Here is a 20,714-nt window from a genome sequence, read left to right as displayed (position 1 = left end):
AACCCGGTGCGTAGACTTGAGTGCAGATCGCTCAACTTGATCGGGACCCCTCGGGGCGCCTCGGCGGGTTGGCCTCTGTCCATGAGCAAAACAGCAGGAGGAACTATGTCCCGTGCAGTCGGCATCGACCTGGGCACCACCAACTCCGTCGTCTCCGTCCTCGAGGGCGGCGAGCCGACGGTCATCGCGAACGCCGAGGGCGGACGCACCACGCCGTCCGTCGTCGCGTTCTCCAAGACTGGCGAGGTGCTCGTCGGCGAGATCGCCAAGCGCCAGGCGGTCAACAACATCGAGCGCACCATCACGTCCGTCAAGCGCCACATGGGCACCGACTGGACGATCGGCATCGACGAGAAGAAGTACACGCCGCAGGAGATTTCCGCGCGCATTCTCATGAAGCTCAAGAACGACGCCGAGGCGTACCTCGGCGAGAAGGTCACCGACGCAGTCGTCACCGTCCCGGCGTACTTCAACGACGCCGAGCGCCAGGCCACGAAGGAGGCCGGCGAGATCGCGGGCCTCAACGTGCTCCGCATCATCAACGAGCCCACCGCGGCGGCTCTCGCCTACGGCCTCGACAAGGGCAAGGAAGACGAGCTCATCCTCGTCTTCGACCTCGGCGGCGGCACGTTCGACGTCTCGCTCCTCGAGGTGGGCAAGGACGACGACGGCTTCTCGACCATCCAGGTCCGCGCGACCGCCGGCGACAACCGCCTCGGCGGCGACGACTGGGACCAGCGCGTCGTCGAGTACCTCCTGAGCCAGCTCAAGCTCAAGGGCATCGACCTCTCGAAGGACCGCATCGCCCTCCAGCGCCTCCGCGAGGCCGCCGAGCAGGCCAAGAAGGAGCTCTCGTCCTCGACGAGCACGAACATCTCGCTCCAATACCTCTCCGTCACGCCGGACGGCCCCGTGCACCTCGACGAGGCCCTCACGCGCGCCAAGTTCCAGGACCTCACGAAGGACCTCCTCGAGCGCACCAAGAAGCCGTTCCATGACGTCATCGCGGAGGCCGGCATCAAGGTCTCGGACATCGACCACGTCGTGCTCGTGGGCGGTTCGACCCGCATGCCCGCCGTCTCCGACCTCGTGAAGGAGCTCACGGGCGGCAAGGAGCCCAACAAGGGCGTGAACCCGGATGAGGTCGTCGCCGTCGGCGCCGCCCTCCAGGCCGGCGTCCTCAAGGGCGAGCGCAAGGACGTCCTGCTCATCGACGTGACCCCGCTCTCGCTCGGCATCGAGACCAAGGGCGGCGTCATGACGAAGCTCATCGAGCGCAACACGGCGATCCCGACCAAGCGCTCAGAGACCTTCACGACGGCCGACGACAACCAGCCGTCCGTCTCGATCCAGGTGTTCCAGGGCGAGCGCGAGTTCACGCGGGACAACAAGCCGCTCGGCACGTTCGAGCTCACGGGCATCGCCCCGGCGCCCCGCGGCATCCCGCAGATCGAGGTCACGTTCGACCTCGACGCGAACGGCATCGTCCACGTCTCGGCGAAGGACAAGGGCACCGGCAAGGAGCAGTCGATGACCATCACGGGCGGCACCGCGCTGTCCAAGGAGGACATCGAGCGCATGGTCTCCGACGCCGAGGCGCACGCGGCCGAGGACAAGAAGCGCCGCGAGGCCGCAGACCGCCGCAACACGGCCGAGCAGCTCGCCTACTCGGTGGACAAGCTCATTGCGGACAACAAGGACAAGCTGCCCGAAGAGGTCAAGAACGAAGTCCAGGGCGACGTCGACGCCCTCAAGAAGGCCCTCGAGGGCACCGACGACGATGCCGTGAAGGCCGCGTTCGAGAAGCTGCAGCACTCGCAGTCCAAGCTCGGCGAGGCCATCTACGCCGGCGCGCAGGGCGCGGGTGCGGACGCCACGAGCGACGGCTCGCACACCGCAGGCAGCGCAGGCTCGACCGGGGGCGCCGGCTCCCACGACGAGGACATCGTCGACGCGGAGATCGTTGACGAGGACGAGAAGAAGTAGCCATGGCTCCCCACCACGGCAACGACGAAGAGCACGAGGTCCGCGGCGAACCGCAGAAGCCGGTGATCCGGGACAACCGCAAGGTCGACCCGGTCACCGGCGGAGTGCGGCAGCCCGATCAGCCCCAGCCCGAAGCGACAGGCGACGCCAGCCCCGCAGCCTCGGCTGCCGGAGCCGCCGCCGGTGCCCAGCCCGAGCATGAGGACCTCCGTCCCGTGGACGAGGCCCACGATTCGGAGGACGTGCTCGCCCAGGCCGAGCGCATCCTGAGCGAGGCGGCTGGCGTGCAGAACGAGGCTGCCGAGCTCCGCGAGGACCTCCAGCGCCTTCAGGCCGAGTACGTCAACTACCGCAAGCGCGTGGACCGCGACCGCGCGGTCGCGGGCGAGGTCGCCGTCATGGGCGTGCTTTCCTCGCTCCTGCCGGTGCTCGACGACATCGACGCGGCCCGCGCCCACGGTGACCTCACCGACGGGCCGTTCGCCTCGATCGCGGCGAAGCTCGAGCAGATCCTCACGAGCCACGGGCTCGAGCGGATCGACGCGACGGGCGTGGAGTTCGATCCGAACATCCATGAGGCGCTCATCCAGCAGCCCGGCGAGGGCATCACGGTGGACACGGTCCAGCAGGTGCTGCGCTCGGGCTACCGGACGAAGGCCCGCGTGCTGCGCCCGGCGCAGGTGATCGTCGCGGTGCCGTAACCGCGCGCCCTCACCGCGCGGCGGTTCTGCAGCTGCGACGGCCCGGCGGCAACCACGCCGCCGGGCCGTCGCCCTACCATCAGAAGTAAGAGAGAAGCGAAGGAGGCCCTTGTGGCCAGTCAGGACTGGGTGGAGAAGGATTTCTACTCCATTCTGGGCGTGCCCAAGGACGCCTCTGAGGCCGATATCAAGAAGGCCTACCGCAAGCTAGCCCGCAAGTACCACCCCGACCAGAACCCCGGGGACGCCGAGGCCGAGAAGAAGTTCAAGGACATCACCGAGGCCAACTCGGTGCTGAGCGACCCCGAGGAGCGCCAGCAGTACGACGCGATCCGGGCCATGGGCGGCGCCCGCTTCTCCGCGGGAGGCCCGGGCGGCGGCGCGGGCGCGGCGGGATTCGAGGACCTCTTCGGCGGCCTCTTCGGCGGAAGCGCCGGGCGGCATTCGCGCGGCTTCAGCACGGGCGACCTCCCGCCCGAATTCGCCGACCTCTTCGGAGGCTTCGGCACGGGCGGCGGATTCCAGGCGCCGCCGCAGAAGGGCGCCGACCGCCAGGCGACGACGACGATCTCCTTCGCGGGCTCGATCCGCGGCACGACCGTGGGCCTGCGCGAGCAGAGCGGCGAGGTCATCGACGTCCGGATCCCCGCGGGGATCCGGGACGGCCAGAAGGTCCGCGTGCGCGGCAAGGGCGGGCCGGGATCGGCGGGTCCCGGCGACCTCATGGTCACCGTCAACGTCACGCCCCACGAGTTCTTCGTGCGCGACGGCGACAACATCCGCATTCACGTTCCCGTGAGCTTCGACGAGGCAGCCCTCGGCGCCCAGATCGACGTGCCCACGCTCGACGGCCAGCACGTCACGATGAAGGTCCCCGCGGGCACAGGCTCCGGCAAGACGCTCCGCGTCAAGGGCCAGGGCGTCAAGACGCCCAAGGGTGCTGGCGACCTCTTGGTGACGATCGACGTCGTCGTCCCCCAGAACCTCTCGAAGGAAGCCGAGGACGCGGTGCGCGCCTTCGCCGCGGCCACCGCGAAGAACTCCGAATCGAACCCCCGTGCGGGGCTCGCCGCCAAAGCGAGGCTCTGAGCCATGGCCATCGATCCGTACGCTCCGATCTTCGTGATCTCCGTAGCGGCGGAGCTGGCCGAGATGCACCCCCAGACGCTTCGCCAGTACGACCGCCTGGGGCTCGTCTCGCCGTCGCGGCAGCCGGGCCGGCAGCGGCGCTATTCCCAGCACGACGTCGAACTCCTGCGCGAGGTGCAGCGACTCTCGAAGGACGGCGTCTCGCTCGAGGGCATCAGGCGCATCCTCGAGCTCGAGAACCAGGTTGCGGCGCTGCGGCTGCGCGTTGCGGAGCTTCAGCGCGAGGTGGAGGACGCGCGGCGCAGCGGTGCCGAATCCCGCCGGATCTTCGCGGCAGGGATCGGGGGCGACGTCGTCACGCTCGCCCGCGGGCAGCGGCCTGAACAGCGTTCGCAGGCCGTCGTCGTGTGGCGGCCCCGCGAGTCCTAGTCAGGGACTTGGCTGGCCGCACCCCAATCCGTGGCCACTTCTCGCGGGACGCGTGGCCACCTCTCGCCGGACGCGTGGCCACCTCTCGATCTCGCCCAAGGTTCGCCCAACGTTAACCATGGCTTCCCGCGTGGGACGAGCTCCGCCGTCGTACGGTCGAAACGTAGCCGGCCGCCTGAGCGAGGAGCCCCCATGAGCACGAACCAGCACCCCGTTGTCCTGCCCGCCGAAGTCCTCGAGGGCCCCGACGACGAGGTGGTCGACGCGAACATCGACGTGGTCAACGCGATGTACTCCGAGCTGCTCGGCGAGGACGAGATCGCGGTCAACGCGCTGCGGAGCTACTACGTCGACTTCTACTTCACCGAGGCGCTCGACGGCGGATTCGCCCAGTACGCCGTGAGCGCGGGCGATCGCGAGGAGATCGACGGCTACGTCCGCGACGGCCTCCGCGAGATGGGCGCCGCGCAGCACCTCGAGCTCTTCGACGCGATCGCCGCAGCGTACGACGCGCTCGACGACGACGAGGAGGAGACCTACCTCGTGGGCGACGGCAAGCCTACCGACGCGGTCAAGGCCGTCGAGGAACTCGACGAACGCTTCGAGGAGATCCTCGCCGTCGAAGACCTCGTGGCCCTCAACGCGGCGTGGCTCCGCGGTCAGGAAGGCCTGCTTGCGCTGGACGACGACGGAATCGAGGACGAGATCGCCCGCCGCGTCGGCCTGATCCCCGACCTCGAGGAGCGTCGCGCCGAGGCTGCGGCGCTCGACGAGGAGCTCGAGCACGAGGGGGCCTTCGACGACGCCTACGATGACGACGACTTCGAAGACCTTGAAGAGTCCGACGACGACGCGTCGCCGGCCGCGCACGCCGCCGGGCACGCCTCGCACGCCGCCGGGCAGGCGCGCGGGGAGGCGGCCAAATAGCCGCTGGGCCGCATGAAGCGGGGGGCGACCGCTGCCGGCCGCCCCCCGCGTCAGGTCACGCCGCGCCGCCGAATTGCGGGCAGGCCTCATTCGAGCATCCGTGATCGCGCGGAATCCACCGCCCGTCCTCTTCGCGCCACACGATGTGGCGGTGCTGCCCGCACAGTTCGCACGTCGGGGCGACGTAGCTGTGCCGTTCCTCTTCCGTGTAGCTCCGGAAGCCTGACATGACTCCTCCTAGCTTTTCGGGGACATCCAGCCTACTCCCCAGTTTCGGAGGTCACCAGAGACGGTGCAGGGCCCGGGGTCAGTCGATCATGCCCTTCCAGGTCCGCATGGCACCGCCCCTACAGGCGATGCCATGCGGACCTGTCCGGCGCCCGATCAGTAGCCCGACGTGTTCGGCGAGCTCGACGACGTGAGCGAGCCCTGGATCATCGACCCGTCGGCGCCCACGACGTACCACACGCCCGCGACGCCCTGCCCGTTGGTCTGGCCGGGCGCGGTGTCCTTCGAGTAGTAGTAGATCGGCATGCCGTTGATCGTGACCTGCTGCTTGCCGCTCGCCGTCGTGATGCTGCCGATCGTGCCGGTCACGCCCTGCAGGGCGGGCGCGCCGTCATTCGTCACGGCGGGCCACAGGGTTGCGCAGCCTCCCGTGCACGCGCTCTGCGTCGCGCCCTTGTTGTCCCGCGTGTAGAAGTAGACGGTGTTGCCCTTGCCGTCCACGACGATCTTCTGACCGCCGACGGTCGACGTCATGAGCGTGAGGCCCGCGGCGGCGGCCGCCGAGGACGGGGCCGACGAGCTGGCCGGGGCAGAGGACGACGGCGAGGTTCCGTAGCCGCCGCCGCATCCGGCAAGCGCGAGCGCCGTCGAGATCGTGGCCAGGGCGAGTGCCGCTCGCTTGTTCATGGTTCCGCCTTCCGCTCGTAGGACGGTTGCTTCCGCTTGGTGGACGGCTGTGTGCCGCTGACCATGAGACGCCTGGTCGGGCCGATCGGTTCACCTGTTCGGTTCACCCCGTTCGGTTCACCCCGTTCGGTTCACCCCGTTCGGTTCACGCTGCCCGGGTCACAGCGCGGGACAATGGCGGTGAACCGTTCGCCCTCGCGCGGCGTCTTAGGGGCGAACGGATGAGACGAGGCAGCCGGGGAGGCTCCATGCCGATGGACGAGGACGCGGTGGCGGCGATCTACCGCGACCACGGCGCCGCGCTCAGGCGCTTCGCCCGCGGGGCCGTCGAGAGCGACGAACAGGCTGAGGACATCGTGCAGGAAGCCATCATCAGGGTGTGGCGGCTCGCGCCCGAGCCCACCGCTGGGCTGCGGGCGTATCTCTACCGCACGGTCCGGAACCTCATCGTGGACCAGCACCGCGCGCGGGCGCGCCGCCCCCAGGCGGTGGCATCGATCGAGAACGGGTTCGACGCCGCGATCGTCGGCGAACGCGTCGACGACCTGCTCGACCGCGTCGTCATGGAGGAGGCACTCATGCGGCTTACCCGCGAGCACCGCCAGGCCCTCGTCGCCGTGCACTATCGGCGGCTCACGGTCGCCGAGGCCGCGGAGGAGCTGGGCGTCCCCGCCGGGACGGTCAAGTCGCGCTGCTTCTATGCGCTCAAGGCGCTGCGCACAGCGCTCGATGAACTGGGGGTGGAACGGTGAACCACGCGGAGCTGCGGCTGTCCCTCGGTGCGTATCTCCTCGGCGGGCTCGACCTGGAGGAGGCCCGCGCCGTCGAGCAGCATCTCGCGTCCTGCCCGGAGTGCCGCGCCGAAGTCGAGCAGCTCGAGATTCTTCCGGCGCTGCTTGACGCCGTGCCGGTCTCCCGCGCGGAGGCGCTCGCCGAGCGGCCGGTAGCCGCTGCGGTCGCCCCCGCGCCGCCGGCCCTCCTCGCGAAGGTGCGCACGCGCCGTCGCGCGCTGCGGATGCGCTGGGCGGGTGCGATCGCCGGTGCCGCCGCGGCGTCGCTGGCCGTGGGGATCGCGCTCGGGCCGGTCGTGGGGTGGGCCCCGCCCGCGCCGAGCGGGACGCCGTCGCCCACTGCCGCGCCGGCGGCGAGCGCAACCCTCATCTCGGCGGACGGGACTCAGGTCGACGTCGCGTTCGTGCGCAAGGGGTGGGGGACCGAACTCGATCTCGTGTGCCGGGGGATGCCGAGCGCGGGCGTGTTCAGTGTGTGGATCGTGACGGCAGACGGGGCTCAGGAACGCGCGGCGAGCTGGAGCTCGACGGGCTATTCGGGCCGGGCCGTGCTCACGGGCGCGACGTCGTTCCAGCTCGCGTCCATCCGTGGCGTCGAGGTCCGGGACGCGTCGCAGAACACGCTCGCGCGCGCTACGGTCGGCTGAGCCCGGGGTGTCAGCGGGCCGGGCGTCAGCGGGCCGGCACGGGCTGCTCGACTGGCCGGACCTCGGCGGCCGTCGGTTGGCCCGGGCGCGGGCGGGCCGCCCCCCGGTGGATCGCGATGATGCCCGCGATGACCACGACGCACCCCACCGGCTGGTTCCACGTGAGGCTCTCGGCGAGCAGGGTGGTGCCGAGGGCGACGCCCACGAGCGGCGTGAGGTACGTGACGGTCGAGGCCGCGACAGCGCCCCAATGGGTCACGATCACGGTGTTCCAGATGTACGCGATGCCCGTGCCGAAGATGCCGAGCAGCGCGAGCGCGCCGAGCGCCCACGGGTTCGGGGCGGGGGCGGGGGCGAGGGCCCCGAGCAGGGGCGCGCACGAGAGCGCGACCGCGGCAGCCATCGTGAGCTGCACGGTCGAGACGCTCAGGGCGTCGTAGCGGTACCGCCCGACGACGAAACGCCGCATGTACGCGAAGCCGAGGCCGTAGCAGGCCGTCGCACCCAGGCACGCGAGCTGGGCGGGGAATGAGCTCAGGGCGGGCGAGACGGCGTTCGCCGCGAGCCCCCACGGCCCCACGACGAGGACGACGCCGGCGCCCCCCACCGCGACGCCGAGCACCTGCCGCGACGCGAGCCGTTCCGACGGGAGGACGGCCGCCGTCGCGAGGGCGGTCATGAGCGGGGTCGACGCGTTGAGGATTGCCGAGAGTCCCGAGGGGAGCGATTCGCCCGCCCATGCGTACAGGCTGAACGGCACGACGCACAGCAGGATCCCGACCGCGGCCATATGCCCCCAGAAGCGTGGCTCGCGGGGCCACGCGCGGTCGGTCGCGACCATGATCAGGCGCAGCGTGATCGCTCCCAGCACGATGCGCCCGACGGCGACCTGGCCGGGAGTGAAGCCCGTGAGCGATTCCTTGATGAGGAGGAAGCTCGCGCCCCAGATGAGGGCGAGCGCGACGAAGGCGGCGGTGAGAGCGAAGCGGCGGGTCGTCATGACCTCACTGTCGCGCCGTCCTATGCATGAATCAAATACATCGAGCGCATTTGCCTATACCATGAATGCATGGCCCCGACCGTACCGCAGCTGCGCACGCTGCTCGCCGTCGTCGACAGTGGCTCGTTCACCTCGGCAGCCCAGCTGCTCGGGGTGAGCCAGTCGTCCGTGTCTCGCACTCTGCGCGCGCTCGAAGAGCATCTCGGCGGGATCCTCCTCGACCGGGAGCGGGCCAATGCGCCCACGGCGCTCGCGGGAGAGGTGCTTCCGCACGCGCGGGCCGCCGTCGCCGCCCTGGATGCCCTCGACGGCAGCATGCGGGCGCGATCCGGGGTGCCTGAGGGCCGCGTGCGGCTCGGCGCAGTGCCGACCGTGTGCCAAGGCCTCGTCCCCGGGCTGCTCGGGGTCTGGTCGGCGCTCCTGCCGAAGGTCGAGGTGAGTCTCTTCGAGGGCGACGACGACGAGATTCCCGCGTGGCTCGACAACGGCACCGTGGACGCCGCGATCCTCGTCGATCCCCACCCCGACCCACCCGGGGCTGTGCTCGTTGGCCAGGACGAATACTGCGCCGTGGTGCGGCGCGACCACCCGCTCGCGGGGGAGGTTCGGATTCCGCTTCGGGAGCTCCACGAGGACGGGCTCATCGTGAACACGGGCGGGTGCGAGAACGAGGTTCGCCGGATCCACGCCAAGGCCGGCGTGCCGTTCGAGATGCGCCAGCGCGTGCGCGAGCTCGCGACCCTCATCGTGATGGTCCAGGAGGGCGTCGGCGTCGCGATCATGCCGGGCCTCGGCGAGGCCATGCTCCCGAAGGAGCTCCAGATGGTCCCGCTCGAGCCGACCCTCGGGCGCCGGCTCATGCTGAGCGGGCCGACGAATCGCGCGTGGAACCCGCTCACCGAGGCCCTCGTGGGCGCCCTGCATTCCAGGTAGCGCAGCCTTTTCACATCTGCGTGCATCGCGAAGACGCGAATGTCAGAATTTCGTGAATTGCTGCGGCCTGGAACATCAAACCTACGTCCTCAAGAGTTGATCTCTCTGGGTTCCGCGGCTAGGGTTTGAGAATCTTCGAACAATAGGGGGGACCATGGCAAGAATTATCCGAAGCGTAGCCGTGTTCACGATTGCAGTGCTCGTAAGCATGGGCTTTGGCGCAAGCGGGGCAAATGCCCAACGCCGGCCAGCCGGTGAAAGTAATCCAGTTTGAGAGTCCGGCTGATGTTGCCGAGGACCAGCCCAAGTCTTCAGGTATCGACTGGGTAGCCACGTCTATGGCGCAGAATCCAGGTACTGTCGATGCATCGATAGACCGTAACCAGATCGATATCGGTCCGGCCGAAATGTTGCCGAGTCTGGCTGTTGCCACGACAGAGTCCACAGTCAGCCTCAGTTGGCGAGCGGTGCCCGGAAGCGCGACCTATACGATCAAGCGGGACGATCGCAATCTGGGTCAGACACCTTCAACAAGCTTCCAGGAGGGTGGCCTGACCAGTGGGGCTACGTATACCTACCGAATCATCGCCGACATCTCTGGACAAACCGCGGTGGTTTCCGACAGGACGCTCAAAGCCACCACGACGGGCGCCTTGAAGTCGGAGAGGGCGCCCGGCTCCCTCCTTACTCAACAGGCCTACCAGCCCTACAACAACGCGGTGGAATACAAGACGTTTATCCCCAACTCGCGAGTGGGTCTGAACGTTTTCGGTGCTGCGAGTTGTGAAGTGTTCGGGCAGGACGGCTGGGAATTCGGCGGAGACAACCGGGGCTATCGAGCTCCTTCTGCTTCGGCGCCGAATGGGGAGTCTCAGTTCAGGACTTTTATGTGGGCAACGGTCAACTGGGGGAACCCGGACAGTCAATCGCTCGTTCTTCTGAAGGCTGTGGGTCCCACCACGCGTTATCGTTACGGATCGTTCGTGGACACCCGAACGGCTAGTTCGGCCGGGATGCAGTTCACCGAGGCCTACCGGAGCGGCTCCTATGCGCAGGTCCGATTCAAGCATGATGTCGGTAATCCATATTGCAGCATCGGGTCGATCCAGTACAACGTCATGAATCGCTTCTACCGGTCCGGTCTCATTGAAATGGTCGGATGGCGGTTCCAAGCACCCGCTCATGAGGCCTACGCGCGGTTCAATCCGTATGGGACGGAGTATTGGCAGCCACTGATTCAGCGGCCGAACAATTCTTTCGATTGCCTCTTCGGACCGAGGTGTCCCGTTGACCAAATCAATACAGCGGTGTCAGGGTGAGGTACATACTACGTGTCCACCCTCTTGGGTTCTACGGGTGCTTTGCTCTGGCTGGGGTGCTCGTCGCCGGTGTGTACGAGCTGTGGTCGAGTCCGGAGGGAGTAGGGACGCGGGGAAGCGAGCTCGCGGTATTAGGCTTCGCCGCCGTCCTGACGGTACCGGCGACCCAACTTCTCTGGGGACCACTCCTTGCGGTCATGGAGGAGCTCGGTCTGCGCAGAATGCTGTGGCCGGTGGTTGCGCCCGTCGCCACCATGGCTCTTGCCGCACTCGCGGGCTTCGTCGAAGGTGCCATGACCCGACTGGACAACTACTCGGTCGTTTTCGGAACCTTCCTTACCGTCGTCGCCCTGGTAGGCGCGTCGATGGCGGCCTTCGTGGTCCGCGGGCCGTTGGACCCAGGCACGCGGCGGCGACGGCGGGAAGACGCCTTCTAGTCGACAGGACGGCCTCAGTGCGTCCTCTCGGCGACAAGCCGTCTTCCCGAGAGAGCCTCGCGATTCGGACATTGCCCCGCGCTGAAACCTAGGGCAATGTCCGAATCGCCGGGCGTTCAGCTGGCGCAGGGCGGGCGGCGACGGACGACGGCGCCGGTCACCGTGCGGCGCCGCGTCACCACAGCTACTCCCGCACCGCCGTGAGGTCGAAGATGACACGCCCCGCTTTGAGGGCCTTGTTCTCGAAGCTCGTCTGCACGCGGCCCTCGAAGCGCGGCGCCCACCCGCCCACGGAATCGGTCTCGCCGGTCGGCTCGCAGTCCGCCCCGGAGGCCCAGGCCGCCGTGAGCGGGCTCGCCGCCCCCGCCCGTTCGCCGTCGTGCGCGTTGCGGAAGTCCGGCGACGCGGCGACGACGCTGCGCATCTGCTGCGCGTAGCCGGACCAGTCGGTCGCCAGCCGCCAGACGCCCCCCGGGGCGAGGACCCGCGCGGCGAGCTCGGCGAACGAGTCGTTCACGAGGCGCCGCTTGTGGTGCTTCGTCTTGTGCCACGGATCGGGGAAGAACACCCAGAGCTCGCTCACCGAACCCGGGGGCAGCATCGTGCCGAGCACCTCGGGCGCGTTCGCCTGGACGACGCGCACGTTCGTGAGGCCGCGCTGCCCGATCCGGAGGAGCGTGTTCGCGAGCCCGGGCCGGTACACCTCGACGGCGAGGAAGTTCTGCTCGGGGCTCGCCTCGGCCGCGGCGACGATCGCCTCCCCGAGGCCCGAGCCGATTTCGACGATGAGCGGCGCCTCCTGTGCCGGACGCCCGAACTCCGCATCGGCGTCGAACACGTAGTCCGGGTGCACCGACGTGTCCGCGACGTGCCGGGGAACATCGATGACGAAGGCCTCCGCGTGCTCGTCCCACGCCTGCTGCCGCCGGCCCTGGAGGCGCGTGCCGCGGCGCACGAAGCTCACGGGCTGGCGTCGATACGTGCCGAAGGACGCCTGGCTGCCGGGAGTGATCGGGTTGCCGCCCGAGGGCGGGTCCGGTGTGGGGGTTTCGTGCTGCTCGCTCATCGCCCCCAAGCGTAGTTCAGGCGTCAGACGGTGAGGTCCTTCGCCTTCGTCTCGGGCAGGCCGAGCACGACGGCGACGGAGACGAGCACCATGACGACCGCGTACGCGTTGAACATCCACGGCTGCTTCACGACGTCAGTGAAGAGCGTCTGCAGGTACGGCGCGGTACCGCCGAAGGCCGCGACGGCGATTGCGTACGGGACGCCGACGCCGGCAGTGCGCACCTTCGCGGGGAACAGCTCGGCGTAGGCGGCGGGGGCGATGGCGGCGCCCGCGGCGATGAAGATGAGCATGACGGACATCGAGACGAAGAGCTGCCACAGCGAGTCGTGCAGGAGCCACGTCATGGGGAAGTGCAGCACCGCGCACCCGACGCCGCCGATGATGAGCACGGGCTTGCGGCCGATCCGGTCGCTCAGCCTGCCCCACAGCGGGAGCGCGACGAGGAACACCACGTTGGCGGCAAACCCGTACCAGAGGGCCTGCCCCGGGTCGAGCTTGAGGCTCGTCGCGGCGTAGGTGGGGGCGACGATGGCCCACACGTAGTAGATGACGGTGAGGCCCACCGTCATGCCGATGACCTGGAGCGCCTGCTTGCGGTGCTCGAGGATGTCCCGGATGAGGCTCTGCGACTTGTGGTGCGCGGTGTCGAGCTCCTCGAACGCCTCGGTCTCGGGCATGCGCGCCCGCATCACGAGCCCGTAGAGGCCCATGACCGCCCCGAGGATGAACGGGAGGCGCCAGCCCCACGCGGCCATGTCTGCCTTGGGGAGGGCGATCGCGAGGATCGCGCCGATGAGCGCGCCCACCATGTTGCCGATCGTGCCCGAGAAGTAGATGAGCGTGGACCAGAAGCCGCGCTTCTCGCGCGGGGCCATCTCGGAGAGGTACGTCTGCGACGAGGGGAGCTCGCCGCCGTGCGCGAGGCCCTGAACGAGGCGCGCGACGAGGAGCACGAGGGACGCGAGCGCACCGACGGCGCCGAACGTCGGGGCGATGCCGATGAGGAGGCTTCCGACCGCCGCGAGCGCGACGGTCAACGTCATCGAGTTCTTGCGGCCGAACCTGTCGCCGATCCAGCCGAAGACGAAGCCGCCGAACGGGCGGGCCACGAAGCCGACGGCGAAGATCGCGAGCGTCGAGAGGATCGCAGACGTCGGGTCGGAGGGGTTGAAGAGCTGCTTCGAGAAGTACGGCGCGAACGTCGCGTAGATCGCCCAGTCGTACCATTCTGCGGCGTTGCCGATGCCGGTGCTGATGAGCGTGCGACGCGCGGAGGGGGCGATGACGGCGGAACTCGCCGTGCGCGTGCTGGGGCTGGTTGTCATGGGGTCTCTCTCGTGGGGGTCTGGTCCGGTCCGGGGTCAGCGCGCTGCGAGCTCTGCCGTCTTGGCGAGGGCGAGCTGGGCGTATAGGGCCGCGCCGTCGGCGAGGACGGCGTCGTCGAACGTTGCGAAGGGGGAGTGGTTGAAGGCGCTTGTCGCGGGGTCGACGCCCGCGGGGACGGCGCTCAGGCCGATGAAGCTCCCGGGGACTTCCGCGAGGACGCGCGAGAAGTCCTCGGAACCGCTCAGGGGCTGCGCGAGCCGCGAGTGACGGCCGCTGGCCTGGCCGAACAGTTCCGCGATCGTGGACTCGGCGAACTCCGTCTCGGCCACGTCCGTGATCGTGAGCGGGTACTCGGCCGCGTACCGCACGTCGACCTCGAGGCCGTGGGCGTGGGCGATGCCCTCGAGGAGGCGCGGGATCGCGCGCTGCATATGCTCGCGGTTCGCTTCGGAGAACGTGCGGATGGTCGCGTCGAACTCGGCAGTGTCCGGGATGACGTTGCGCTTCGTGCCCGCCGCGAGCCGCCCGACCGTCACGACCACGGGATCGAACATGTTGAACTGCCGCGTGACCATCGTCTGGAGCGCGAGGACCATCTCGGCCGCGACCGTGACCGGATCCTTCGCGGCATGCGGTGCCGAGCCGTGGCCGCCCGCGCCGCGCACCGTGACGAAGAGGCCGTCGGACGCGCTCATCATGACGCCGGGGCGGGTCACGAAGCGCCCGTGCGGCTCCATGGACGAGAACACGTGGAGGCCGAACGCCGCGTCGGCGCGGCGGCCGGCGGCGTCGAGGACGCCCTCGCGGACCATGACGCTCGCGCCGTCGTAGCCTTCCTCGCCGGGCTGGAACATGAGGACGACGTCGCCCGCGAGCTTGTGCCGATTGTCCGCCAGGAGCGTCGCGGCGCCGAGGAGCATCGACGTGTGGAGGTCGTGGCCGCACGCGTGCATCGCGCCGTCGATGCGGGACGTGAACCCGACGCCCGTGCGCTCCTGGACGGGTAGCGCGTCCATGTCGGCCCGGAGAAGCACGACGGGGCGGTGCCCGGAAGAAGGTGCGAGGGGTCGCTCGCTTCCCGCGGATGGAGCCGGATCGGCGGACGACGACGCGCCACCGGCGGCGAGTTCCTCACGAGCGGTGCCCCGCAGCACGGCGGTGACCGACGTGGTGTCGGTGCCCGTGCTGATCTCGAGCCCGAGGTCGTCGAGGACCGCGAGGACCTTCTCCTGCGTGCGGGGGAGGTCGAGTCCGATCTCCGGTTCCTCGTGGAGGGCGTGCCGCCACGTCGTGAGGGTCTCCTGCAGGCCGCGTGCCTCGTCGATCACTTCGGCTCCTTCCTTCGGGCGCTGCCCGGCGCCCATGGTGTGGCGTACGCCACGTTGTGGTGTTTGCCTGACAGTGTGCGGGACGCAGTATTCCCCGCGCGTAAAACTGCAATAATCGATCAGATGGATTCTGCTCGGCAGAGATTTCTCTCATGGGGAGCTCCCGTCGTCGAACTCTCCGAGGACGATCTCGCGCTCCTCCATGCGCTCCAGATCGCCCCGCGCGTCGCGTGGCTCGACGCCGCCGACATCCTGGGGGCGCACCCCGCGACCCTCGCTCGCCGGTGGGAGCGGCTCCATTCGGCCGGGCTCGCGTGGGTGACCGCCCATCTCCGGGGCGATCCATCCGAGATGGTGCTCGCGTTCGTCGACGTCGAATGCGTGCCGGGCCGCCGCGAAGAGGCTGTCGCGGCGCTCGCCGTCATCCCCGAGGTGCAGACGGTCGACGTCGCGGCGAGCCAGCCCGACCTCGCGCTCACGGTCTTCGCGCGCAACCTGTCCGAATGCGCGGAGTCCATCCTTCCGCGCCTCGCCGCGGCCCCGGGCGTGAGCCGCATCCAGACCGAGCTGTGCACGCGCCTCCACTCGGGCGGGCACTCGTGGCGGCTCGCGGCACTCGACCGCGAGCAGATCGCCGCGTTCTCGGCACTCGCACGGTCCGAGCCGTTCACGGGCCGGCTCCCGCCCGCGTGCTTCGACCTCCTTCCGCTCCTGGCCCGCAACGGCCGCGCGAGTGCGGCGGACATGGCCCGCGAACTCGGCCGGAGCCCCGCGACCGTGCACCGGCAGCTCGCGCGCGTCATCGGGAGCGGCCTGCTCTCGTTCCGATGCGAGGTCGCGCAGGGCCCCGCGGGCTATCCGGTCGCGTGCAAATGGCTCACGAAGGTCCCCCCGGGCCAGCATGCCCAAGCCGCCGCGGCGCTGGGTGGCCTCCGCAACGTGCGGCTCGTTGCGTCGACGACCGGCCAGACCAACTTCACGATCGTGATGTGGCTGCGCACCGTGGCCGACGTCATGACCGCGGAGCTCGCCCTCCAGGAGCGGATTCCGGGGATCGAGCTCGTCCAGAGCACGGTCATGCTGAGCAGCGTCAAGCGCGTCGGCTGCCTGCTGAGGCCGGACGGCACCGCGACCGGGGAAGTGGTCGCCTCGCCCATCCTGATAGAATGAACCAACTGGGCCGCGGCCATTCGCCTTACGGGGATCTCACCTCGCAGGCGTCGGCACGCAGAGCCCTGCGTCGTAGAACGCGTTGACAGGCCCCGTGCCAGGCTCCCTTTCTTCGGCGAACCCGCTTGCCGCCCCGGCCTGCGGGACCTTCCGATGCTGGAGCTGACTGCATTCATGCCTGCCCTGACTACCCCTGCGCCGACTACACCGGCCCCCACCTCTGCCACCTCCTTTGCGACGCTCGGCGTGCCCTCTGTTCTTGACCGCGCCCTCGCGCATCAGGGCATCGAGACCCCGTTCCCCATCCAGGCGGCGACCCTGCCGGACACGCTCGCGGGCCGCGACGTGCTCGGTCGCGGCCGCACCGGCTCGGGCAAGACGCTCGCGTTCGCGATCCCGCTCGTCGCGCGCCTCGACGCGGCGGGCGCCGCCGTCGTCCGCGCCCCGCGCCGCCCGCTCGGCCTCGTGCTCGCCCCGACCCGCGAGCTCGCCACCCAGATCAACGCGACCGTCGAGCCGCTCGCCCGCGCCGCCGGCCTCACGACGACCGTCATCTACGGCGGTGTCTCCCAGCAGCGCCAGGAGCGCGCGCTCAACGCCGGCGTCGACATCGTCATCGCGTGCCCGGGCCGCCTCGAGGACCTCGGACGGCAGGGGCTCGTCGACCTCGGCCATGTCGAGGTCACGGTGCTCGACGAGGCGGACCACATGGCGGACCTCGGCTTCCTGCCCGTCGTGAAGCGGCTGCTCGACGCGACGCCCAAGGACGCCCAGCGGCTCCTCTTCTCTGCGACGCTCGACAACGGCGTCGACGCCCTCGTCAAGCGCTACCTCCACAACCCGCTCACGCACTCGGTCGACGAGGCTCGCGCCGCCGTGACGACGATGGAGCACCACGTGTTCGTCGCCGCCGACGCGGGCGCGAAGAAGAACCTCGTGCACGCCCTCGCGTCCGGCCGTGGGCGCCGCGTCCTCTTCATGCGGACCAAGCACCACGCGAAGCGGCTCGCGAAGCAGCTCACTCAGGCGGGCATCCCTGCCGTCGACCTCCACGGCAACCTCTCCCAGAACGCGCGTGACCGCAACCTCGCGGACTTCGCCTCGGGTGCCGTGCGCGTGCTCGTCGCAACCGACGTCGCCGCGCGCGGCGTGCACGTGGACGACGTCGAGCTCGTCGTCCATGTCGATCCGCCCGCCGAGCACAAGTCCTACCTGCACCGCTCGGGGCGCACGGCCCGCGCTGGCTCGGAGGGCGCCGTCGTCACGCTCTCGCTGCCCGAGCAGCAGGGTGAGGTGCGGGACCTCCTGCGCCACGCGGGCGTCAAGGTCGCGTTCCAGCCCGTGACGTCGACGTCGGCGGCCGTCGCCGAACTCGTCGGCGAGCGCGCCGAGTACGTCGACCCCGCCGAGCGCGCGGCGGCCGTCGCGTCGAAGCTCCCCCAGCAGGGCGGCGGCGCCTCGACCGGCGCGAACGCGCAGCGCAAGCGCGCGCGGCGCGGGCGGGGCTCGGGCGGTTCAGCTGCCGGAGGAGCGACGTCCGCTGGGCGCGGGGAAGCCCGCAACGGCGAGCGCGGCTCGAAGCCCCGCAACGGCGAGCGTTCGTCCGCTCCGCGTGGCCAGAAGTCCGAGTCTCGCGGCGGCCAGACGCAGCGGTCGACGCCGCGTGCGGGCAGCAGCGCGGTGTGGAGCACGACGACGGGCGGCACCTCTGGCGGAAGCTTCGCCGGCGGCCGTTCCGCCGGGTCTGCCGTGGGGTCCCGCGGCAGCGCAGGAACTGGGCAGCAAGGCGGCGGGCAGCGTGGTGGCGCCGGGCAGCGCAACGGGGGCGGGCAGCGCGGTCCGCGCCGGGCGAGCGCCCCGGCGTCGAACGCCCGCCGCGGCTGACGCGAGCCTCACACGCAGCGGCGCGGCTGACGCGCGGGTGACGTGCCGCGCCTGGGTGTGCGGCGCCGTCGCCCGTCGTCGCGCCCGGGAGTAGGCGCGAGCCTCGCTCGGGGGGCAGACTGGTGGCATGAAGACCCTGCTCAACCTGATCTGGTTTGTCTTCGGCGGCTTCGCCCTCGCGCTCGGCTACTTCCTCGCGGGGATCGTGTGCTGCCTCCTCGTCGTGACGATCCCGTGGGGGATCGCGTCCTTCCGCATCGGCGCGTACGCGCTCTGGCCTTTCGGCCGGACGATCGTGGACCGGCATGAGCACGTGAGCGTGCCGGCCGAGCTCGGCAACATCATCTGGCTCCTCGTCGCAGGGATCTGGATCGCGATCGCGCATGTCGCGACCGCCATCGCGATGGCCGCGACGATCGTCGGGATCCCGCTCGCGATCGCCAATCTCAAGCTCATCCCGGTCTCGCTGTTCCCGCTCGGCAAGCGCATCGTCCGCACGGATCGCCTCATGCCGGGATACTCCCGCTGACCTTCGCAACTTCAACGCGCTGCCTTTGTGACCAGTGGCCGGTGCAGATAGGTTGTCTACGTCAAAGGAGGCTCCATGCCAGACATCGACCCCTCATACGCCGGAGAGTGGCGATTCGACCCCGCGCACACGCGCCTCGGCTTCTCGACCCGCCACGCGATGGTCACGAAGGTCCGCGGCTCCTTCAATGACGTCGAAGGCGTCATCAGGGTCAATCCTGAGGACCCGACCGACTCGACCGTGAAGGTCACGATCCAGGTCGCGAGCATCGACACGCGCAACGCCCAGCGCGACGAGCACCTGCGCACGAACGACTTCTTCGATGCGCCGCACTACCCCGAGATCACGTTCGAGAGCACGCGCATCGACCAGGTCGAGGAAAGCAGCTTCATCGTCAACGGCGAGCTCACGATCCGCGGAGTGACGCGGGAGATCGCCGTGCCGCTCGAGTTCATCGGCGTCGAGCGGGACCCGATGGGCAACCTCCGCGCCGGGTTCGAGGGGTCCCGTCGCATCGACCGCAAGGATTTCGGGCTCAACTGGAACGTCGCACTCGATTCGGGCGGCGTCCTCGTGTCCGATCGGATCCTGCTCGAGTTCGAGATCTCGGCCGTCAAGACCGAGGCGTCGCAGAACTAGTCCGATGGACGCGCACGAGGCGCTGAGGGGTTCGGCTTCGGCCGAGCCGCTCGGCGCCTTCGTCGTCGTCTCCTTCGTCGAGCCGACGCCCGTGGGCACGCGCTTCAGCAAGCGCGCGTGGCCGCTCCACGTGACGCTCGTGCGCGTCGACATGCCCCGCGCGGCCGCGCTGGCCGCGTGCGGAAGGGCATTCTCGGCGCTCGACGGCGCGATCCGCGTCCACGTCGCGGGCGACGCCGATTTCGGCTACCGCGGGCGCGTGCGGGTCTCGCTCATCGAGGCTGAGCCCGCGCTCCAAGAGCTTCACGAGCGCGTCCTCGCGGAGGTGCAAGAAGCCGTGCGCGAGGGCCGCGGCCACGTGCACAGCCCGCAGCACACGGGGGCCGGCTTCCGCCCGCACGTATCCGTCCAGGGGGAGAGGCGCGTGCACCGCGGGGACTGGCTCGCGCTCGAGACGGTCTCGCTTGTCGACATGGCGCCCGGCGGGGACACGTCGATGCGCGACGTCGTCGCCGCGTGGGGGAGCGGGTGACGGGACGGAGATGCGTGCGACGGCGGCGGGCCTAGCCTGTGGGCGTGGCAGCCAGCCCCTCGAGCTCGGCACGCAGATTCGCGTGGGCCCGTTCGAGCCACAGGGACCGGGCCGTCTCGGTGTGGAAGAGCGGATCCAAGGCCAGGAGGCGTTCGAGGACCGCAGCCCGCCCGGCGCGGAACTGGCCGTCGGGAACGTGTGCGTACTCCGCGCGGACTTGGGCGGTGTAGCGGCGGTACCCCGAGGGATTCCGGCCGAGCACCGAGAGGTCCGCGTCGCACAGGGCCTGCCCCGCGCCGTCGTCCGCCTCCGGCGAGTGCCCCGCCGTGAGCCGCACGAGCCGCGCGATTTCGGCGACCTCGCCCCGCGCAAGCCCCGCGTCCGCGAGCCGCGCCTCGGCGAGCTGGGCCGACTCCTCTTCGTCCCGTCCCGGAACCCTCGCGTAGACGGCGTCGTGGAACCACGCGGCCAGATCGACGGCCCTCCGCAGCTCGCGCGGCGCGCCGTCGTCGGCAATCGCGTCGAGCGCGGTGAGGACCGCGAAGAGGTGCGCCCCCGTGTGGTACCTGCGGTGCGGCTCGGACCAGCGGCCGAGGAGCTCACGCCCGAGCTCGGGGCGTCCCGGGAGCAGCCGCTCCCAGCGCTGGGCGAGGGGGAGCTCGAGGGCCTTCGCGCGTTCGCGGGCGGGGACGCGCAGGCCCGAGGCGATGAGCGCGCGGGCCAGGGTTCGGCCGTCGACGGGCACGGCGCCGAGGCGGACGAGGTCCGCGTGGCGGCGTTCGGGAACGTCGTAGTGGTCCTCGTCGAAGGCTCGGTCGGGGATCTCGGCCGCGGTGGCGAACGCGTGGAGCTCGTCCAGCGAGGTATCCGAGATGAGGTGGGCGAACACGGTTCCGTGCGCGGGCCAGATCGGGGCATCGATGAGGATTGCCATACGTCACAGCATCGCACGCCTGGTTTGCTGCGGAGAGTTGAGCCTAGTACACTCAAGTTAAATGCGCTGACCTGAGTGAGGCCGTTGACCTCACTGAATCGACGCGGTTGGATGGGGTCCGGTAACCGG

The 20,714-nt window shown here is 69.8% G+C and carries 22 protein-coding genes; 15 read left to right on the top strand and 7 right to left on the bottom strand.

What is annotated here, in order from left to right:
• Positions 1 to 105 precede the first annotated feature (105 nt).
• From dnaK to SPF06_RS04320, 5 genes are all read left to right on the top strand, one after another.
• Positions 106 to 1,986, top strand: a complete 1,881-nt coding sequence (dnaK, locus tag SPF06_RS04340) for a molecular chaperone DnaK (RefSeq protein ID WP_323277691.1) — start codon at positions 106 to 108, stop codon at positions 1,984 to 1,986.
• 2 nt (positions 1,987 to 1,988) lie between these two features.
• Positions 1,989 to 2,687, top strand: a complete 699-nt coding sequence (locus SPF06_RS04335) for a nucleotide exchange factor GrpE (RefSeq protein ID WP_323277690.1) — start codon at positions 1,989 to 1,991, stop codon at positions 2,685 to 2,687.
• 111 nt (positions 2,688 to 2,798) lie between these two features.
• Positions 2,799 to 3,776: a DnaJ C-terminal domain-containing protein gene (locus SPF06_RS04330; protein WP_323277689.1), complete on the top strand. Its 978-nt coding sequence runs from the start codon at positions 2,799 to 2,801 to the stop codon at positions 3,774 to 3,776.
• 3 nt (positions 3,777 to 3,779) lie between these two features.
• A complete protein-coding gene (locus SPF06_RS04325) occupies positions 3,780 to 4,205 on the top strand; it encodes a heat shock protein transcriptional repressor HspR (RefSeq protein WP_323277688.1) in 426 nt (141 codons plus the stop codon).
• Positions 4,206 to 4,397: 192 nt separating this feature from the next.
• Positions 4,398 to 5,132, top strand: a complete 735-nt coding sequence (locus tag SPF06_RS04320) for a DMP19 family protein (RefSeq protein WP_323277687.1) — start codon at positions 4,398 to 4,400, stop codon at positions 5,130 to 5,132.
• A 55-nt stretch (positions 5,133 to 5,187) separates the two neighbouring features.
• Here the strand turns inward: SPF06_RS04320 and SPF06_RS04315 are convergent, their stop codons facing one another.
• Both SPF06_RS04315 and SPF06_RS04310 read right to left on the bottom strand, forming a co-directional pair.
• Positions 5,188 to 5,361 (bottom strand): hypothetical protein, encoded by a 174-nt coding sequence (locus tag SPF06_RS04315; RefSeq protein ID WP_323277686.1) that lies wholly within the window; start codon positions 5,359 to 5,361, stop codon positions 5,188 to 5,190.
• A gap of 155 nt (positions 5,362 to 5,516) precedes the next feature.
• Positions 5,517 to 6,047: a COG4315 family predicted lipoprotein gene (locus SPF06_RS04310; RefSeq protein WP_323277685.1), complete on the bottom strand. Its 531-nt coding sequence runs from the start codon at positions 6,045 to 6,047 to the stop codon at positions 5,517 to 5,519.
• A gap of 248 nt (positions 6,048 to 6,295) precedes the next feature.
• Here SPF06_RS04310 and SPF06_RS04305 point away from each other — a divergent pair, with 248 nt between their 5' ends.
• Both SPF06_RS04305 and SPF06_RS04300 read left to right on the top strand, forming a co-directional pair.
• Positions 6,296 to 6,799 carry a sigma-70 family RNA polymerase sigma factor gene (locus SPF06_RS04305; RefSeq protein ID WP_323277684.1) on the top strand — a complete coding sequence of 168 codons (504 nt, stop codon included), beginning with the start codon at positions 6,296 to 6,298 and terminating at the stop codon, positions 6,797 to 6,799.
• Positions 6,796 to 7,485, top strand: a complete 690-nt coding sequence (locus tag SPF06_RS04300; protein WP_323277683.1) for an anti-sigma factor family protein — start codon at positions 6,796 to 6,798, stop codon at positions 7,483 to 7,485. Before SPF06_RS04305 ends, SPF06_RS04300 begins: the two co-directional genes overlap by 4 nt.
• Before the next feature lie 25 nt (positions 7,486 to 7,510).
• Here the strand turns inward: SPF06_RS04300 and SPF06_RS04295 are convergent, their stop codons facing one another.
• Positions 7,511 to 8,485, bottom strand: a complete 975-nt coding sequence (locus tag SPF06_RS04295) for a DMT family transporter (protein ID WP_323277682.1) — start codon at positions 8,483 to 8,485, stop codon at positions 7,511 to 7,513.
• Between the two features lie 69 nt (positions 8,486 to 8,554).
• Here SPF06_RS04295 and SPF06_RS04290 point away from each other — a divergent pair, with 69 nt between their 5' ends.
• The 3 genes from SPF06_RS04290 to SPF06_RS04280 all read left to right on the top strand — a co-directional run bounded on the left by SPF06_RS04290 (position 8,555) and on the right by SPF06_RS04280 (position 11,174).
• Positions 8,555 to 9,418, top strand: coding sequence for a LysR family transcriptional regulator (locus SPF06_RS04290; RefSeq protein WP_323277681.1), 864 nt, complete (start codon positions 8,555 to 8,557; stop codon positions 9,416 to 9,418).
• A 233-nt stretch (positions 9,419 to 9,651) separates the two neighbouring features.
• Complete coding sequence (locus SPF06_RS04285; RefSeq protein ID WP_323277680.1) at positions 9,652 to 10,737, top strand: hypothetical protein; 1,086 nt, start codon at positions 9,652 to 9,654, stop codon at positions 10,735 to 10,737.
• Positions 10,734 to 11,174: a hypothetical protein gene (locus tag SPF06_RS04280; RefSeq protein WP_323277679.1), complete on the top strand. Its 441-nt coding sequence runs from the start codon at positions 10,734 to 10,736 to the stop codon at positions 11,172 to 11,174. The genes SPF06_RS04285 and SPF06_RS04280 overlap by 4 nt, the downstream gene beginning before the upstream one ends.
• A 184-nt stretch (positions 11,175 to 11,358) precedes the next feature.
• On the opposite strand, the gene trmB is transcribed toward SPF06_RS04280, so the two are convergent.
• Genes trmB through SPF06_RS04265 form a run of 3 tightly spaced genes read right to left on the bottom strand, consistent with a single transcriptional unit; the run spans position 11,359 to position 14,933 of the window.
• The gene (trmB, locus tag SPF06_RS04275) at positions 11,359 to 12,240 is read right to left on the bottom strand and encodes a tRNA (guanosine(46)-N7)-methyltransferase TrmB (protein WP_323277678.1); all 882 of its coding nucleotides are present in this window, start codon (positions 12,238 to 12,240) and stop codon (positions 11,359 to 11,361) included.
• 23 nt (positions 12,241 to 12,263) lie between these two features.
• Positions 12,264 to 13,568, bottom strand: a complete 1,305-nt coding sequence (locus tag SPF06_RS04270; RefSeq protein WP_323277677.1) for an MFS transporter — start codon at positions 13,566 to 13,568, stop codon at positions 12,264 to 12,266.
• 36 nt (positions 13,569 to 13,604) lie between these two features.
• On the bottom strand, positions 13,605 to 14,933 hold the full coding sequence (locus SPF06_RS04265) for a M20 metallopeptidase family protein (RefSeq protein ID WP_428985698.1): 1,329 nt from the start codon (positions 14,931 to 14,933) through the stop codon (positions 13,605 to 13,607).
• An 87-nt stretch (positions 14,934 to 15,020) separates the two neighbouring features.
• Here SPF06_RS04265 and SPF06_RS04260 point away from each other — a divergent pair, with 87 nt between their 5' ends.
• The 5 genes from SPF06_RS04260 to SPF06_RS04240 all read left to right on the top strand — a co-directional run bounded on the left by SPF06_RS04260 (position 15,021) and on the right by SPF06_RS04240 (position 19,651).
• Complete coding sequence (locus SPF06_RS04260; protein WP_323277674.1) at positions 15,021 to 16,067, top strand: Lrp/AsnC family transcriptional regulator; 1,047 nt, start codon at positions 15,021 to 15,023, stop codon at positions 16,065 to 16,067.
• A 174-nt stretch (positions 16,068 to 16,241) separates the two neighbouring features.
• Positions 16,242 to 17,951, top strand: a complete 1,710-nt coding sequence (locus tag SPF06_RS04255; protein WP_323277673.1) for a DEAD/DEAH box helicase — start codon at positions 16,242 to 16,244, stop codon at positions 17,949 to 17,951.
• 127 nt (positions 17,952 to 18,078) lie between these two features.
• Complete coding sequence (locus SPF06_RS04250; RefSeq protein WP_323277672.1) at positions 18,079 to 18,480, top strand: YccF domain-containing protein; 402 nt, start codon at positions 18,079 to 18,081, stop codon at positions 18,478 to 18,480.
• Positions 18,481 to 18,555: 75 nt separating this feature from the next.
• Positions 18,556 to 19,119, top strand: a complete 564-nt coding sequence (locus SPF06_RS04245) for a YceI family protein (protein WP_323277671.1) — start codon at positions 18,556 to 18,558, stop codon at positions 19,117 to 19,119.
• Between the two features lie 4 nt (positions 19,120 to 19,123).
• The gene (locus tag SPF06_RS04240) at positions 19,124 to 19,651 is read left to right on the top strand and encodes a 2'-5' RNA ligase family protein (protein WP_323277670.1); all 528 of its coding nucleotides are present in this window, start codon (positions 19,124 to 19,126) and stop codon (positions 19,649 to 19,651) included.
• 31 nt (positions 19,652 to 19,682) lie between these two features.
• On the opposite strand, the gene SPF06_RS04235 is transcribed toward SPF06_RS04240, so the two are convergent.
• Positions 19,683 to 20,585 (bottom strand): DUF4031 domain-containing protein, encoded by a 903-nt coding sequence (locus SPF06_RS04235; RefSeq protein WP_323277669.1) that lies wholly within the window; start codon positions 20,583 to 20,585, stop codon positions 19,683 to 19,685.
• Positions 20,586 to 20,714 lie beyond the last annotated feature (129 nt).

It is taken from the genome of Sinomonas terricola (assembly GCF_034931225.1).
GTDB classification, from domain to species: domain Bacteria; phylum Actinomycetota; class Actinomycetes; order Actinomycetales; family Micrococcaceae; genus Sinomonas; species Sinomonas terricola.
The sequence above is the reverse complement of the archived record's forward strand: the minus strand, read 5'-3'. Positions and strand labels throughout refer to the sequence as shown.